Genomic DNA, 14,423 nt, shown 5'->3' with positions numbered 1-14,423 from the left:
TCGTCAGTAATACACACTTACCGGCTGGGCGACAACCGTTAAGGGGATTCGACGGCACCGTAGGGGTATGGATCGACGACGCTTCATCTCCGCGTTCGCGGCGACCGGCGCGAGCGCGTCGCTCGCCGGCTGTTCGAACCCGCTGTCGAGCGGGTCGACGCCCGAGCGGGACCCGGAGAACGCGGTCATGGACGAACTGTACACCGCCGTCGGGGAGTTAAACACCGCCGCGCTGGCGCTGGGAACGGTCAGCTCCGACATCCAGAACCCCTCCGACGTCGAGTTCGACGCGTCCAAGCCCCGAGCGCGGATCGAGACCGCCCGCGGCGCGCTCGACGCCGCCGCGGAAGCCGACTCCGGCTCGTTCGAGACCGAAATCGCACAGGCCAGGACGTACGCCGACGCGATCGAGTCGATCGTCGACGCGTTCGTCGCGCTGCTCGACGGCGCCGCGGAACTGTCGGGCCTCGACGGGGAGTTCGACCCCGACGCGCTCGGCAACATCGAAGACGCACTTGAGGAGAGCCGCGAGCCACTGGCGACGGCTGTCTCGGCGAGCGACGACGCCGCAACGGCCGTCGAGAACGCCGACGCGGACGTCCTCACCGAGCTGGACGCCGAAGTCCAGCGAGTCTCAGACGCCGTCTCCGAGCTCGTCGGGTTCGCCGAGGGACTCGACGGGCTCTCGCTGGGCTACCAGCAGCTCGTCGACGGCGTCGACGACGTCACTGTCGCCCAGCAGGAGTTCGACGACGCCGCCTACGACGCGTCCCGCACCGCCTTCGAGGACGCACGGGGTCACTTCGGTGAGGCCCGAAGTACGTTCGAGAGCGGGTCAGAAGCGGCGCCCGAGCAGCTCGACGAGCGGTTCGGGCCGGCACTCGAACGGAGCGATTCGCTGGTCTCGCTCTCGGGAGGGTACACGACGTTACTCGATGGAATGGACAATCTCAAGACCGGACAACAGCAGTCCAGAAACGAGGAGTACGCCGCCGCCGAGGAGTCGTTCGCCGCCGCGGGAACGGCGTTCGAGGACGCCGCTGCGACGTTCGACACGAAGCCGAAACCCGAAGGGGAGTTCGACGAACGGTTTGACACCGCCGATTGTCGTAGCGGTCACCTCGTCGAGGCGGCCGACGCCCTAGAAGAAGCCGCTGCCGCCGCCGACGGCGGCAATCTGGTCCGAGCGCAGAGGAAACGCGAGGAGGGACAACAGCTGGTCGACGACGCGCGGAACTGCTAGCCGACCGCGATTGCTTTTTCGACGCCGTCAGAGTCCTCTCCAGACGTCGTCGTCCCAGTCGCTGGGGCCGTTACCCGATGACTCGTCCGATCCCTCGTCAGCCGGTCCGTCGTTGGGCTCCACATCCGGCCCGTCGTCGGAGCCACCCGACAGCTCGCCGCTTCCGGGCAGGTCGCCGAGCCCCTCCGACAGCGTGCCGTCGACGTCGACCGTGTCCTCTTCAGTTTGTCCGGACAGCTCCATGCGGGGCCAGGAGGACTGGTCCCAGTCGCCGCTCTTGGAGTAGTAGTAGACGACGTCCTCGCTGATCACCGCGAACAGGTCCCGGCGCGTGTCGTGGACGACCCGTTCTTGGGTGTCGATGGCGACGTCGACGACGTCCTCCAGGGTGTCGAGTTCGACGTAGTTCTGTCCGACCCACATCGGGATCGAGCCTTTCGAGATCCAGTCGGCGTACTTCCGGCGGTGCCGCTCCTGCCTGATCGCGTCGACGTCTAGCTCCTCGGGCCGGGTCGCAAACACCGTCCAGGCGCCGGTCAGCGACAGCGCAGCCAGCAGCGTCGCGAGCAGCACCGCGAGCCAGTTCGGCGAGTGGGTCACCTGCCGGGTGGTCGTGGCGTAGTGTGGCTGGGAGTCCGAGAGTTCGCCCCCGAGCCAGTACGCCCGGTCGGTCACCGTCAGGGGCGCGGACGATTCGAGCCGGCCGGCGTACCGGCCGGTATCGTACTCGACGGCCAGTTGGAGCGACGCCTGCACGGAACCGACGCCGGCGAGTCGCTCCCGAAGGGTCGCGAGCCGCGCTTCGAGTTCGCGGGCGTCGATCTGGGTCCGGGCGATCGCGGTCCCGTTCTCGACGGTCTCGGACTCCGCGACGAGTTGCTCGGTCGAGGTCCAGAACACCTCGTCGTCGCGAGTCGCCGTGATCTGAAGCCGCACCGTCTGGGTGACCGACGAGCCCGAGGGAACCTCGGTTCGAGGTTCGACGACGAGGGTGGGCGAGGCGTTCGTCAGGTAGACGGGATTGTTGCGCAGCTCCGTCCCCCGCTCCCAGAGGTCGCTGTCACCGGTGACGTTCGCGGCGGTGTCGACGCCCGTCGAGGCCGTCGCCGCGGTCCGCTGCTCGGTCGCGGTCGTCGTCGGCGGCGTGAGCGCGATCCAGCCGCCGACCAGCAACAACAGCGCGCCCACGACGACGAGCGCGATCGCCAGACTCCGGCCGTACCGGGCGATCAACAGTTGGAATCGAGGGTCGTCCGTCACGCCCGATCCCACCCCGTCGCTTCGGCGTCGCTCCGGATACCGAAACGGGACGCCGCAGTCGAATCGGCGTCACGTCGCCGCGGCTGCGAACGCCGGCGTCCCGTGGGTCGGCGACCACAGCGCGACGGAGCCGAGGCAGGAGGCCGGATTCGCGATTGCATGCGTAGAACTATCGATGTAACTGCGCGCGATCACAATAATAATACCGAACGAGTGCCCGAAACGGACCACCTACAGCCACTTGCGGAGCTTGCGCCGAAGTCTGGCCGACAGGGCGACGTGATCGGCGCCCGATCGCAGTCGGAGGTCTCCGGTGCCAAAGAGCGCGACGGCGATCGACAGCACGACGCCGACGACGACGGCGTCGATCGCGAGTAGCGCGAGCGTGGGGTGGACCGCGTGCAGCGCGGCGATGAGTCCGGGCGGGAGCACGAGCAGGTAGCGCCGCTGGGTGACCCGGCGGTCGTACCTGCCTTCGCTTTCCGGGGCGCTCAGGGTGACGCTGGCCTCGACCTCGCCGCCGGCGCCGACTCGGAGCCTGTCGGGCTCGACGGCGGTGCCCTCGCCGGTCTCGAGGAAGACGACGACCGGCACGACCCCGTCGTTGGTGACGCGGTACTCGACGGTCGAGGTGCCGCCGGTCTCGACCACCAGCGGATCGTCGCCGGGTTGTTCGGCGCTGACGATGCCGTACTCCGTGACTCCGGAGGGAACGACCATCGCCGCGGTTGCGAACAGGACGACCAAGATCGCGACGGTGCCCGCGACTGACCACGCGGCCACGACTCCCGGACGGTCGGTCGACCGCGCGAGGTCTCGAACCCCGCCGCCGCGGGCGCCCGACACCGCCGCGACGCCGAGGAAGATGAGGCCGAGCGTGACCAGCAGGCCGCCGACCTGCGAGCTGCCGAGCCCGCCGCCGACGCCGACCGCGCCGGCGAGCGTCGACTGGGCGCCCGAAACGCCCGACTGGATTCCCATTACCGCGGTCCCGAGGTGCGGAATCACGACGACCTCGCCGTTGATCTGGAGCGCCTCGGCGACGATTTGCTGCTCGCTCACCGGCGGCTCCCCGCCGTCCTGGTCGGTGAAGGGGTTCGCGTCACCCCGCGTCACGTAGCCGCGGTCGGTCTCGCCGACGACGCGGTGGGTCGTCAGCCCGCCGCCGTGGAGCTGTTCGGCCTCGAAGACGACGACGTCGCCCTCCGAGACGTCGCCGGCCAGCGGCGAAGGGACCGCGACGAACCCGTCGCCGGCGTCCATCGTCGGCTCCATGCTGTCGGTCGCGACGTAGCCCAGCAGGATCGGCTGGCCCAGCAGCTGGCCGACGACGAGCGCCGCGACGGCGACGAGCAGCAGCGTCGCCGCGGCGCCCTTCGCGTAGCTCCCGAGTCTCATGGCCGTGGCGAGAACCGGGACTGCGACGATTTCGATGCGATACTCACGTCACCGTCACCTGGGCGGCCGATCCGGAAATATCTACCTCCCGACCGGTCGGACGACGAAATCGACATCCTCGGGCCGGAAACCCGCTCGATCGGATCATCGGAGCAAGGCGAGCAGTTCCCGAGGGTTGCGCCGACTGACCAGCAACGCGCCCGCGACGAAGGAGAGCCCGACCACGCCGGTCGCCGGAGATCGAAGCTGCTGTTCGACCGCCTCGACCCCGCCTCCGCCCGACGAGGACACGTCGAGCTCGCCCGCCGACGCGCCGCTGATCGCGATCTCGTAGCGACCGGGGCGATCGAACGTGCGCGTGAACGTGATCGTCGTCGTCTCGCCGGGACCGAGGCGAACGGTTCGGGTTTCGAGAACGGTGCCTCCGACGGCCAACTCGGCGGTGAACTCGCCGGTCGACCCGCCGGTGTTTTCGATCGTCGCGGTCACGTCGACGGTCTCGCCGGGCGCGATCGACGCCGACGCGAGCGACGGGTCGCGTACCTCGAACGCGGCGTCCCCCGCAGGCGGCTCCCTGACGGTGACCGTCCCGCCGGGTGTGCGATCGACGCCGACCTCGTACTCGCCCGGCCGCTTGAACGTCCGCTCGAACGTCACGGTCCGGCGCTCGCCCGCCGGGACGTACACCGCGCGCTGGGAGACCTCGACGCCGTCGACGAGCAGATCGGCCGAGTGAGTGCCGCCCTCCGTCCCTCGGTTCGCGACCGTCGCGGTGATCCGGATCGACTCGCCGACCGCGATCGAGCCGTTCGCGTCGAGCCCTTCGATTTCGACGTCGGTGACCGCGAAGTCCGGCCCGTCGTCGCCCTCGGCGCGGATCGTGAGATCGCCCGGCTCGACGTCGGCGTCCCGCGTATCGGCCCGGACGCCGAGCGACGCCGTCTCGCCCGCGTCGAGGTCGAAGGCGGCGCTGCGGCTCTCGACGGGGTTGCTCGGGTCGCCGCGGTATATCGTCGTCCCCTCCAGATCGTGCTCGACCCACACGCGCGCGTCCTCGTCGTCGGTGTTCGTGATCGTGAACACGTCGTTGGCGGTGGTGGTCGCCCGATCGTTGAGCCGGTCCATCTCGACCGAGAGCTGTCCATCGGCGTCGATGTCGGCGTATCCGCCGTTCGAGTCACCAGGAGAGAGCGAGAGGTCGCCCGCGCGGTCCTCGTCCATGGTAGCCGCCATGGTGGGGACTGCAAGGAAGAGCGCGGCGAGCACGACAAGTACGATGGATATCCGGTTCATGCCTGAAATCGTGAATACGGCCGGCGCCATCCTATCGAACGTCGATCCGGATATCGACCGCGAGTTTGAGCGTGATCAGGCGGTGTCCTCAGCGTGGATCGTGACGCTATCTACGGTCGACGGATCGCCCGCGGTCGTGTCGAAGACGACGTCGACATCGATCGAGCTTCCGTTGGTGATCGCTGTGCCTGCGGTGCTATCGGCACCGACAATCGAACTCTCATCGTACTCGAAGTCAACCGAGTTCCCCACTTCACCGGAGTTTTCGATGTACACGGTCACTTCATTGCCGTCAGAAGCATTGTTCGTAATCGTCAGCAAGCCAGTGAATGTCGTCGTGGCCTTGTCGTTCAGATTCTGAAAGTCGAACTCAATCACTTGGTTGCCGTTGGAGCTTGAAACCGTCGTGATGTAGTCGCCGTCTCCCTCGAAACCGATTTCAGCGCTTGAGTCTGCCGCCACGCTGAACCTCGCGTTCCGCGTCGCCTCGACCGAGGAGAACGCCCCCGAGCCGAAGATAGCTCCGCCGCCAGCAGTCAGTGCGCCGATCCCAGCCAGTACGTTGCGTCGATTCATTCTCATGGTAATCGTCTCTTACTGCGCGCGAGCAGTCCACAGGGTGTGGCTACCGCGCCTTGGAACACCAGTGGAACCCCACCCACTTTGTATTGGGGCGCTTGGAGCCGAGAAAGGCCGTCTTGAGGCCTGGAAAGGTGAGCTTGAAGCGGCAATCCGGACCGGAGACGGTGCCCGAAGACCGTGAAAAGAGGAAATATATGCCGATAGAGGGCGTCACTCGGCCTGCGCAGTGATCGTAATCTCGACATCGCCCGAGTCGCCGATCGTCCCGGGGATCTCGTCGGTGCCGTACCCGGTATCGATCGCGAGACCGGCCAGCCCGCTCTCGCCGGGAGCGAGCGACAGTTCGACGCCCGGCTCGTCGAGCGTGTCGATGGCGTCGGGGCCGTCGTAGGCGGTCATCAGCGCGACGCCGCCGTTCGGCGGGAGCGTCGCCGAGACGGCGACCGGATCGGTGCCGTAGTTGCCGATCCGCAGGAGTTTCTTGAACGCCGTGACGACGCCAGGGTTCGCACCCTGAGCGGGATCGCCCACACTGTTGTCGACCTGTCCGATCGCTACCGAGACAACGCCGTCACCATTCTGCGAAACGAACCCGGCGGTGTCGCCGGGGCCAGGGGTCAGTCGGAGGTACGCGTCGGCGTCGCTTGACGTCGATATCGACACCTGCCGTTCGGCTTCGGTCCGACCGAACGCGCCGGTGTCGAAGGCGTAGCTGGCGCCGAGAACCGTCGTTCCGATGCCAGCCAGTAGCGTGCGACGTTTCATGTGTGTCGGGGCGGTGAATCGAACCGTTCGGGTTTCCAATTATTTTGCTCTCCGATAAGTATTACTCAGAATCGATGGATGAAGGTAAACACATCCCACCTCAGTAATATTTTTGTGACTGAGGAGAGGGGTTGTAATCGAGACGAACCGAATGGCTCGACGCGTTGCTCTGCTGGGTGCGGCACTGATCGTCGCCGGCCTGCTCGTCGCCGGCGTCCAGACCGGCGGGTTCGACCAGGTCGACGCCGATCGCGGCGTCTCGGTCGAGGTTGCGTCCCAGAGCGCGGCGTATCTCGCGGTCGAGGAGACGTACGACGATAGGACGAACGGCGGCGAAGTGACGGACTGCTGGATCCCGTTCTTCGGATGCTTCGGCACGATCAACCAAGAGACGTCGACTCTTCAAAACCGCTACGTAGAGGACTATACGTCCGTTCAGGTCGAAATCTCGGGAGTCGAGGGAGCGACCGCAGGAACGTTCGAGATAACAGCCCAACCGTCGCAGCTCGCGGAGGGCCGGAACGGGGCGGTCGAAATCGGCTGTGCCGACAACAGCGACGGGACAGGGACCGCCACGATAACCTTCGAGATGAGCGCGACGAGCCAGAACGCGTCGATCGCCGGCGCGACGACGACCGTGGACGCGATCCAGTACGATTGCAGGGGTTGACGCCCGTCGCAGTCTAAAACCCGAAAGTGTTTTGCAGGTTCGACGACAGTAATTGAACAGTTAGACGATGGCAACCAGCAGCGAAGAGACGCCGGGCCGGGGTGAGATTTTCGATCTGCTGAGCAACCATCGCCGCCGGTACGCCATCCACTTTTGCAAGCAGCAGGACGAGGCCGTGTCGCTCTCGGACGTCGCCGAACAGGTCGCCGCCTGGGAGCAGGACAAGCCCGTCGAGGAGCTGACGTCGGCCGAGCGCAAGCGGGTGTACACGTCGCTCCAGCAAACCCACCTCCCGACGCTGTCCGACAGCGGGATGATCGAGTTCGACGGCTCGGAGGTGACGCTGACCGACGAAGCCGAGCAGATGGAGGTGTACATGGACGTCGTTCCGGGCGACTCGATCCCCTGGGGCGAGTACTACCTCGGGCTGTCGGCGGTCGGCATGCTCGTGCTCGCCGGCGTGTGGGTGGAGGTTCTTCCGACTGACCTCGTACCGGCGGTGGGCTGGGCCGCGATGGTGCTCGTGGTGTTCGCCGGGTCCGCAGCTTACCACGTTCATCAGAGCCGCCAGAACCGACTCGGAGAGGTGGAACGACCACCATGAGGTCGCGTGTCTTCGCGGTGTTCGGAATGTTGTGTCTCGTGTGTGGCGGCGTCGTGCTCGCGGGATCGACGTTCGGGTTCGCGACCGTGGCGACGGATCGAGGGGTCACAGCCGATACCGCACAGGAGAGCGCCTACATCGGTATCGAGCCCGTCGGCGAGTCGATCAGCGGGCGTCAGGACACCGCGACGGTCGCCCGACTCACCAACAACCTCGACGCGAGCATGAGCCTTCAGACGACCGTCTCACAGGGCGGCGATCTGGCGATCCAGAACGGCTTCGACTCGTCGGTGGCGGCCGGCGACAGCACGTCTCTCACCCTCGCGTGCGCTGGCGGCGGCGGGAGCGGCACGCAGGCCGTGACGATCGTCGTCGATCAGGCGACCGCTGACGGAGTCACGATCGAGGGCGCGACGATCACCGTCGATGTCGACTATCAGTGTACCGGCAGCAGCAAGGGGCAGCTGAGTGTTCAGAGCGCCTCGCAGACCAACACGGGGACGGTCGCGGTCGAGGTCGAGAACACCGGTAGCAAGCAGGCCAAAATCAAGAGCGCGAGCATCGACGCCACGACGAGTGCTGCGACCCGTGTCAGCAACGGGAACGGCCCGGAGGTCAGTATCGACGGCGCTGAGGTCGTCAACGTGCGGGGCAACCAGCAGATGACCATCGACGGGACCGAGTACGGCAAGGGGTCACCGGTCACGATCCAGCCCGGCAGCACGGCGACGGTTGCGATCGGGCAGTTCCAGAGCGGCAACGGACAGGCGGTCGACATGGAAGGAGAAACTGTCGAGTTCACGCTGTACGGGAACGGGCAGTCGAGTTACTCCCTGTCTGGGAACATCCCCGTGTCGGTGACCGAGAGTGGCTCGGTCGACACGGAAGGATCGGTGGTCGTCGAGTACGACGGCAACGTTGACGGTGACGTGGATGCCGGTGGCGACGTCACCACGAACAGCGAGAGCGAGATCGGCGGCGGCGTCGATGCTGGTGGCGACGTGACGAGCGGTTACAACAGCGGGATCGACGGCGACGTGAGTGCGGGCGGCGACGTCACCACGGGGTCCGAGAGTGAACTCGGCGGCGACGTCTCCGCTGGTGGGGACGTGATGGCCGGCTACAACAGCGAGATCGACGGCAGCGTCGACGCCGGCGGCGACGTCAGTACGGGTACCCAAGTGGAGATCGGCGGTGACGTGGACTCAACCGGGGACGTGACGGTCGGCTACGACAGCACGGTCGACGGCGATATCCAGTCTGGCGGCGACGTCACCATCAACGGCAGCACCGAGATCGGTGGTAGCATCGATGCCGACGGCGACGTGACGATCGAGTACGGCGCGGCGGTCGACGGCGACATCACCGCTGGCGGAGACATCACGATCGGTGGCGACAGCGAGATCGGCGGCGACGTCGACGCCGGCGGGAATGTCGCGATCAACTACGGCGCGGAGGTCGACGGCAGCGTGAGTGCTGACGGGACGGTGACGGACCGCCGATAGCGTCCGTCAAGTCGTCGACAATCGGCGTGGCGCTCTTTCTCGACGGGCGGCGACGCCGAAGATCGGTGCACGATGAGCTACGCCGAGAAAGGAACCGCGGCGTCTTTCACCTGACTGCGAGAGGGCGACCGGCCGCGCCGACCGACCCGCTCGAAACCGCAACGACCAATCCGATCGGATCCATCGGTGATGAGCGTGGAGTCGACGCTGAACCTCCTACTCTCGGACGTTCTCCCCCGCGTCGCCAGCATCGCGCTGTTCGTCGCGATAGGTCTCGCGCTCGCGAACCTCGCCGTGGAGTTCGGCGCCGTCGAGTACATCGCGGTGCTCTCGAAGCCCCTGACCGGTCCGGCGAACCTGCCCGACGAGGTCGGCACCGCGATCCTCGCGACCGCGACGTCGCCGACGGCTGGGTACGGCATGCTTGCGGAGTACCGCGAGTCGGGCCTGATCGACGACCTCGCGACGCTCGTCGCGATCACCATCAACACGTTCTTCGGGTTCGTCCAGCACATCTTCACGTTCTACGTGCCGGTGTTGATCCCGATTCTCGGCCTGGAGGTCGGCGTCATGTACGTCGGCGCGCGGGCCGGCATCTCGCTGGCGATCACCGTCGTCGGGATCCTCGCGGGCGCAGCGTTGCTCTCCGAGGAGAACGTCGACCCGACGGCGCGCCCGGCGACCGACGGCGGCGATGATGACGCCGAGCGGAGCCGGCGGAAGCGGGTCGTCAGCGCCGCGGAGAGCACCTGGTCGAAGCTGCGGACGATCGTCCCGCGGCTGGCGATCGTCTACGCGATCGTCGCCGTGCTGACCGATCGGGAGGCGTTCGACGCGCTGTTCGCGGGCGTCGAGCCGCTGACGGCGCTGGTGGGGCTCCCGCCGGAAAGCGCCGGCGTCGTCGGCGTCTTCGCGGTCGACACGACCAGCGGCGCGGCCGCCATCGCGCCCCAGATTGGCGCGCCGTTCACGCCTCGGGAGGCCGTCGCGACGATGCTGATCGGCGGCATCGTTTCGTTCGCTTTTTCGACGTTCAAGCGCTCGATACCCTTCCAGTACGGCATCTGGGGACCGACCTTCGGGACGAAAGTGATCGTCGTGAACACGACGCTGAAGATGGGGTTCATCGCGCTGACGGTCGCGCTGTTGCTGGTCTGACGGGGGGCGAAAAGTCGGAGTTACGCGTCGTCGGCGTCGTCGACGATCGGCTTACCCTCCTCGGTCGGCGGCGCGACGTGGTCGACGAAGGACTCGACGTCGGGTTCGTCGACGCGCACGCGCACCTGAATGTCGCCGAGCTCGTCCGGGTTACCGACGGCGAAGTTGACGACGCCCTCGAAGGCGGGCTGTTTCTTCAGCGCGAAGGAGAACGCGTCGCCGCGCTGGTCGCCGAAGAACTCGCCGCGAGCGGTGTCGAGGATCTCCTGGCGGTGGAGCTGCTCGGAGAAGTGGTCCATCGAGTGGGCCTCGCCGAGCAGTTCGCCGTGCTGGAACTCGACGTCGGCGTCGGGAAACAGGTTCGTGATGGCGTCCCGGACGCGGTCGGTGACCTCGGTGTCGTTGACGGGCGCCGTGATCTGGATGTCGACGCTGTAGATCATTGCGGGACCGCCTCCGGACCGCTCTCGATCACCGTGCGAACCGTGCGGCGGAACGACTCCAGCGAACCGGTGTTGTCGATACGCACGTCGGCCCGCTCCATCGCCTCGCCCATACCGAAGCCGAGCTCGCGCTCGTCGCGCTCGGCGAGACTCTCGCCGCCCTCGGCTTCGCTCTTGTCGCGCCCGCGCTCGGCGAGGCGCTCTTCGCGCACCTCGAAGGGAGCTTCGACGCTGACCAGCGAGAACTCCTCGCCGAAGGCGTCCTCGAAGGCGTCGACCTCGACGTCGCTGCGGATGCCGTCGACCAGCACCGCGTCGGCGTCGGCCAGTTCCTCGCGGATCAGCGGTAGCGATCGCTCGGCGACCGCGGCCGGTCCGTTCTCCTCGCGCAGCGCCTGCGCGACCTCGCCGTGGTGGATCGCGGGATCGCGCCCGCGGTCCCGGCACTCCCGGCGGATCACGTCGCCCATCGTCACGACGGGCACGCCCATCTCGCGGGCGACTTCGGCGGCCTCGCCTTTGCCGCTGCCCGGCAGGCCGACGGTCCCGATAACACTCATCGACTCGATTGTAGCGCTGACGGCCGCTTAAGCGCTGTGTTCCGCGCGCCGGACGAGAGCGAAGCGGCGAGCCGAAACGCGGCGTCAGAACTGCCGGAGCGGCCGGCCGAGCCGCGCGAGGGCCTTGTTCACGAGGCCGCCCCAGTCACGGTCGGGATCGCTCGGCTCGTAGATGCCGCCGGTCTCGGCGACGCGACCCTGTCGCTGTAGTTCCGCGAGCGCCCGATCGACCCGGTCGGCCGGCAGGTCGACGGCGTCCCGGACCGCCTCCGCGGTTCGTGGCTCCTTATCGAGCGCTCGCCAGACTGTCCCGGCGTCCTGCACGGTGACGTAGGGATCGCCGGTGCGTCGCCGCGAGGCGCCGACTCGGAGGTCACAGACGCCGTCGAGCGCGAGCCACGCGCCGGCGCCGAGCAGTCCGAGCTTGACCCACACGATCCCACCGGGCCGCAGCAACGCCGCCGCGCCGAGGCCCGCGAGCGCGACGCCGAGGATCGCCTTCGCCCAGCCGGGATTGAACTCGTAACGGTCCTGCGCCAGTTCGTAGGCCTTCACCGCCGCGAACGCGAACGCGATCGGGACGAGGCGCTCGACCGGCCAGTCGAGGACGAGCACCAGCAGCGCGAACCCGGAGACGGTCCCAGCGACCTGGATCAGCGCACCGGTGATGCGTCGCGTGTCCATCGTGCGACGGTTCGTCCGACCGACGCATTAGCGTTACGGGAGTGACACGAAAGAGCGCACGAGCGCTCATCGACCGGGAGGGGTATACGTATCTGGCACCTACCCGGTAGCATGACTCAACGGTCCCTGCCGGTCCGCGCGCTCTGGTTCGTCCTCGTGGGCTGGTGGCTCACGCCGATCGTGGTCAACCTGGCGTGGGCACTGAACGTCACGATCATCCTGCTTCCCATCGGCATCAAGCTGATCAACCTCGTCCCGACGGTGCTGACACTCAAGGAACCGCGCTCGCTGTCGGACCCGAGCAGCGCCCGCGGCCAGAGTTCTCTCCTGATCCGAGGGCTGTACTTCGTGCTCGTGGGCTGGTGGGCGAGCCTGCTCTGGGCGAACGTCGCTGCCCTGCTCGCGGTGACGGTGATCGGCCTGCCGGTCGCGTACTGGATGTTCAACCGGTTGCCGTACGTGACCTCGCTGTACCGATTCCACGGGTAGAAATCCAATCGCTTTTGAGAACTCGGATGAAAAGACCGGGCGAGGGCACGTAGCTCAGTCCGGATAGAGCGTCGGACTTCTATCCCCGATACGTCTGTGTTGGGGGAAGACATCCGACGGTCGTGGGTTCGAATCCCACCGTGCCCGCTGATTTTGCTGCGAACGGACGTGAGCAGCAAATGAAGGACCACGTGGGATTCGAAGGAGACGGCGACGAGCGAAGCGAGTCGACGACGTAGTTCGAATCCCACCGTGCCCGTGATTCTGCGATCGACCGCGTCGATCAACACTCGTACCGCAGCACCTGCCGCTGGCTCGTCGGACTGACGCCGCTATCCTGAACAAACCGCTCGTACGCGGTGATCGTCACGTGCTCGGCGTCGGCGTCGTACTGCGTACTCGCCCGCCAGCAGGCGTGCTCGGCGAGGCGTTCGGCAGCGGCGTCCGACTCGCCGAGACCGCTCATGAACTTGCGCCACCGGAACGACCCGTACGTCCGGGCGGCGTCGGGCGGCGCGGTCCAGTCCGCGACCGACCGGCCAAGGGCGTCGACCTCGCGGCCGGTATCCAGCCGAGCCGTGACGCCGTACCACCGATAGGAGTCGGGCGGGTCGGCGAACATCGACCAGGTGTAGTCCTCGGTCTCGGCGCCGTCGATCGGCGCCAGCGGGTCCGCGGCGCCGACCGAGCCGACGCCCCACGCCAGCACCGAAACGAGCGCGAGCACGCCGAGGGCGAGGCCGGCGCGGCGACGCCACCGCGCGATCGACGACGATCGAGGCGGCGCGGGCGCCCGTGATCGGGCGACGGTCAGCACCGCGGCCCACCACTCCAGCGCGAACGGACCGAGGTGCGGCTGGACGCGGCGCTCGACGGCGTCCCACGCGCTCGCGGGGAGAAACAGAACGACGCCGGCGGTCAGCACGAGCGGAAACAGCCCGACGCTGACGGTGAGCAGCATCCCCAGATGCGCGCCGAGGAACAGCAGTACGAGCGCCGTCCGGGCACGCCCGGTCAGCACGACCAGCAGCGGCGACGCGCCGAGCAGGGCGAGCCAGGCGATCGCGACCGCGCCGGCGATCGTCGGAGTCCCCGAGAGGTAGTTGCCCAGCAGGATCGTGAACTGGTCGAGCCGAAACACGGTCCACAGCGCGTCGCCGCCGAGCCAGCCGCCGTGGAGTTTGAACACCGCGTTCGTCGCGTAGACGGCGACGACCTGCAAAAGGAGCGCCGCCGTCGCGACCGAGGCGACGCGTCGGTCCCGATCGGCGCGGCCGAGCGCGTCGACCGACCAGCGCTCGCCCAGCGGGACGAACAGCGCGAGCGCCAGCAGCACCGAGAGCAACACGTCGCCGGAGTTCAGCACGAGCGGGTTGCGCGCCTGGAGCGAGACGAGCAGTGCGAACGACCCCGCCGCGGCGAGGCGCGACCGAACGCCGAGCAACAGCGCGATCGCGAGCAGTCCCGCGAGGACGAACAGACACGCCTGAACCCACGCCGCGCCGGAGACGGCGTGGAGCGAGATCGACTCGGCGAGCGGGTACTGCTCGGCGAGCGCCGCACGGGGCAGGACGCCCCGATCAGTGTGGAACGCGACCAGATCGGTCGACCGGTGGAGGAGATCGACCAGCAGCGTGATCGCCACGAGGGCGCGGAACGCCGCCAGCGCGCGGGCGTCGACGCCGAGACGCCGTTCCAGCGCCGCGCGCAACCGCGCCGCGGGGGACGCGCCGCCGTTCGAGTGGAGGGCCATCGTCGGCGCTATCGTT

15 protein-coding genes and 1 tRNA gene are annotated in these 14,423 nt (G+C 67.6%); 7 read left to right on the top strand and 9 right to left on the bottom strand.

Annotated elements, in window-relative coordinates:
* The first annotated feature begins 67 nt into the window (after nt 1–67).
* On the top strand, nt 68–1,243 hold the full coding sequence (locus NO931_RS05700) for a hypothetical protein (protein WP_256391669.1): 1,176 nt from the start codon (nt 68–70) through the stop codon (nt 1,241–1,243).
* A gap of 27 nt (nt 1,244–1,270) precedes the next feature.
* Here the strand turns inward: NO931_RS05700 and NO931_RS05695 are convergent, their stop codons facing one another.
* The 5 genes from NO931_RS05695 to NO931_RS05675 form a co-directional block, all read right to left on the bottom strand.
* Nucleotides 1,271–2,503, bottom strand: coding sequence for a DUF5305 domain-containing protein (locus NO931_RS05695; RefSeq protein ID WP_256391668.1), 1,233 nt, complete (start codon nt 2,501–2,503; stop codon nt 1,271–1,273).
* A 231-nt stretch (nt 2,504–2,734) separates the two neighbouring features.
* On the bottom strand, nt 2,735–3,901 hold the full coding sequence (locus tag NO931_RS05690) for a signal peptidase I (protein ID WP_256391667.1): 1,167 nt from the start codon (nt 3,899–3,901) through the stop codon (nt 2,735–2,737).
* 144 nt (nt 3,902–4,045) lie between these two features.
* Nucleotides 4,046–5,194, bottom strand: a complete 1,149-nt coding sequence (locus NO931_RS05685) for a CARDB domain-containing protein (protein WP_256391666.1) — start codon at nt 5,192–5,194, stop codon at nt 4,046–4,048.
* 75 nt (nt 5,195–5,269) lie between these two features.
* On the bottom strand, nt 5,270–5,770 hold the full coding sequence (locus NO931_RS05680; protein WP_256391665.1) for a hypothetical protein: 501 nt from the start codon (nt 5,768–5,770) through the stop codon (nt 5,270–5,272).
* A gap of 216 nt (nt 5,771–5,986) precedes the next feature.
* Nucleotides 5,987–6,541 carry a hypothetical protein gene (locus NO931_RS05675; protein WP_256391664.1) on the bottom strand — a complete coding sequence of 185 codons (555 nt, stop codon included), beginning with the start codon at nt 6,539–6,541 and terminating at the stop codon, nt 5,987–5,989.
* A gap of 151 nt (nt 6,542–6,692) precedes the next feature.
* Between NO931_RS05675 and NO931_RS05670 the strand changes: the two genes are divergently transcribed.
* The 4 genes from NO931_RS05670 to NO931_RS05655 all read left to right on the top strand — a co-directional run bounded on the left by NO931_RS05670 (nt 6,693) and on the right by NO931_RS05655 (nt 10,478).
* Nucleotides 6,693–7,211 (top strand): hypothetical protein, encoded by a 519-nt coding sequence (locus tag NO931_RS05670; RefSeq protein ID WP_256391663.1) that lies wholly within the window; start codon nt 6,693–6,695, stop codon nt 7,209–7,211.
* Between the two features lie 67 nt (nt 7,212–7,278).
* Nucleotides 7,279–7,815, top strand: coding sequence for a DUF7344 domain-containing protein (locus NO931_RS05665; RefSeq protein WP_256391662.1), 537 nt, complete (start codon nt 7,279–7,281; stop codon nt 7,813–7,815).
* A complete protein-coding gene (locus NO931_RS05660) occupies nt 7,812–9,320 on the top strand; it encodes a polymer-forming cytoskeletal protein (protein WP_256391661.1) in 1,509 nt (502 codons plus the stop codon). The genes NO931_RS05665 and NO931_RS05660 overlap by 4 nt, the downstream gene beginning before the upstream one ends.
* A gap of 189 nt (nt 9,321–9,509) precedes the next feature.
* A complete protein-coding gene (locus tag NO931_RS05655; RefSeq protein ID WP_256391660.1) occupies nt 9,510–10,478 on the top strand; it encodes a hypothetical protein in 969 nt (322 codons plus the stop codon).
* A 20-nt stretch (nt 10,479–10,498) separates the two neighbouring features.
* Here NO931_RS05655 and NO931_RS05650 read toward each other — a convergent pair whose 3' ends face one another.
* The 3 genes from NO931_RS05650 to NO931_RS05640 form a co-directional block, all read right to left on the bottom strand.
* Nucleotides 10,499–10,921: an RNA-binding domain-containing protein gene (locus tag NO931_RS05650; protein WP_256391659.1), complete on the bottom strand. Its 423-nt coding sequence runs from the start codon at nt 10,919–10,921 to the stop codon at nt 10,499–10,501.
* A complete protein-coding gene (locus NO931_RS05645; RefSeq protein WP_256391658.1) occupies nt 10,918–11,481 on the bottom strand; it encodes an AAA family ATPase in 564 nt (187 codons plus the stop codon). Before NO931_RS05645 ends, NO931_RS05650 begins: the two co-directional genes overlap by 4 nt.
* A gap of 84 nt (nt 11,482–11,565) precedes the next feature.
* Entirely contained in the window at nt 11,566–12,165 is a 600-nt protein-coding gene (locus tag NO931_RS05640; protein WP_256391657.1) for a hypothetical protein, read from the bottom strand.
* 111 nt (nt 12,166–12,276) lie between these two features.
* Between NO931_RS05640 and NO931_RS05635 the strand changes: the two genes are divergently transcribed.
* Together NO931_RS05635 and NO931_RS05630 are read left to right on the top strand one after the other, a co-directional pair.
* On the top strand, nt 12,277–12,654 hold the full coding sequence (locus NO931_RS05635; RefSeq protein WP_256391656.1) for a YccF domain-containing protein: 378 nt from the start codon (nt 12,277–12,279) through the stop codon (nt 12,652–12,654).
* A 43-nt stretch (nt 12,655–12,697) separates the two neighbouring features.
* Nucleotides 12,698–12,801: transfer RNA gene (locus tag NO931_RS05630), tRNA-Arg, on the top strand.
* 136 nt (nt 12,802–12,937) lie between these two features.
* On the opposite strand, the gene NO931_RS05625 is transcribed toward NO931_RS05630, so the two are convergent.
* Nucleotides 12,938–14,407 carry an HTTM domain-containing protein gene (locus NO931_RS05625; protein ID WP_256391655.1) on the bottom strand — a complete coding sequence of 490 codons (1,470 nt, stop codon included), beginning with the start codon at nt 14,405–14,407 and terminating at the stop codon, nt 12,938–12,940.
* Between the last annotated feature and the right edge of the window lie 16 nt (nt 14,408–14,423).

The organism is Natronoarchaeum rubrum (assembly GCF_024494695.1).
This window is presented reverse-complemented; position numbering and strand designations above follow the sequence as displayed.

Excerpts from the sequence above, each read along its gene's own strand:
- NO931_RS05685 (WP_256391666.1), bottom strand. The coding sequence starts at position 5,194 with ATGAACCGGATATCCATCGTACTTGTCGTGCTCGCCGCGCTCTTCCTT.
- NO931_RS05675 (WP_256391664.1), bottom strand. The coding sequence starts at position 6,541 with ATGAAACGTCGCACGCTACTGGCTGGCATCGGAACGACGGTTCTCGGC.
- NO931_RS05665 (WP_256391662.1), top strand. The coding sequence starts at position 7,279 with ATGGCAACCAGCAGCGAAGAGACGCCGGGCCGGGGTGAGATTTTCGAT.
- NO931_RS05660 (WP_256391661.1), top strand. The coding sequence starts at position 7,812 with ATGAGGTCGCGTGTCTTCGCGGTGTTCGGAATGTTGTGTCTCGTGTGT.
- NO931_RS05625 (WP_256391655.1), bottom strand. The coding sequence starts at position 14,407 with ATGGCCCTCCACTCGAACGGCGGCGCGTCCCCCGCGGCGCGGTTGCGC.
- NO931_RS05670 (WP_256391663.1), top strand. The coding sequence starts at position 6,693 with ATGGCTCGACGCGTTGCTCTGCTGGGTGCGGCACTGATCGTCGCCGGC.
- NO931_RS05635 (WP_256391656.1), top strand. The coding sequence starts at position 12,277 with ATGACTCAACGGTCCCTGCCGGTCCGCGCGCTCTGGTTCGTCCTCGTG.
- NO931_RS05640 (WP_256391657.1), bottom strand. The coding sequence starts at position 12,165 with ATGGACACGCGACGCATCACCGGTGCGCTGATCCAGGTCGCTGGGACC.
- NO931_RS05680 (WP_256391665.1), bottom strand. The coding sequence starts at position 5,770 with ATGAATCGACGCAACGTACTGGCTGGGATCGGCGCACTGACTGCTGGC.
- NO931_RS05700 (WP_256391669.1), top strand. The coding sequence starts at position 68 with ATGGATCGACGACGCTTCATCTCCGCGTTCGCGGCGACCGGCGCGAGC.
- NO931_RS05650 (WP_256391659.1), bottom strand. The coding sequence starts at position 10,921 with ATGATCTACAGCGTCGACATCCAGATCACGGCGCCCGTCAACGACACC.
- NO931_RS05645 (WP_256391658.1), bottom strand. The coding sequence starts at position 11,481 with ATGAGTGTTATCGGGACCGTCGGCCTGCCGGGCAGCGGCAAAGGCGAG.
- NO931_RS05655 (WP_256391660.1), top strand. The coding sequence starts at position 9,510 with ATGAGCGTGGAGTCGACGCTGAACCTCCTACTCTCGGACGTTCTCCCC.
- NO931_RS05690 (WP_256391667.1), bottom strand. The coding sequence starts at position 3,901 with ATGAGACTCGGGAGCTACGCGAAGGGCGCCGCGGCGACGCTGCTGCTC.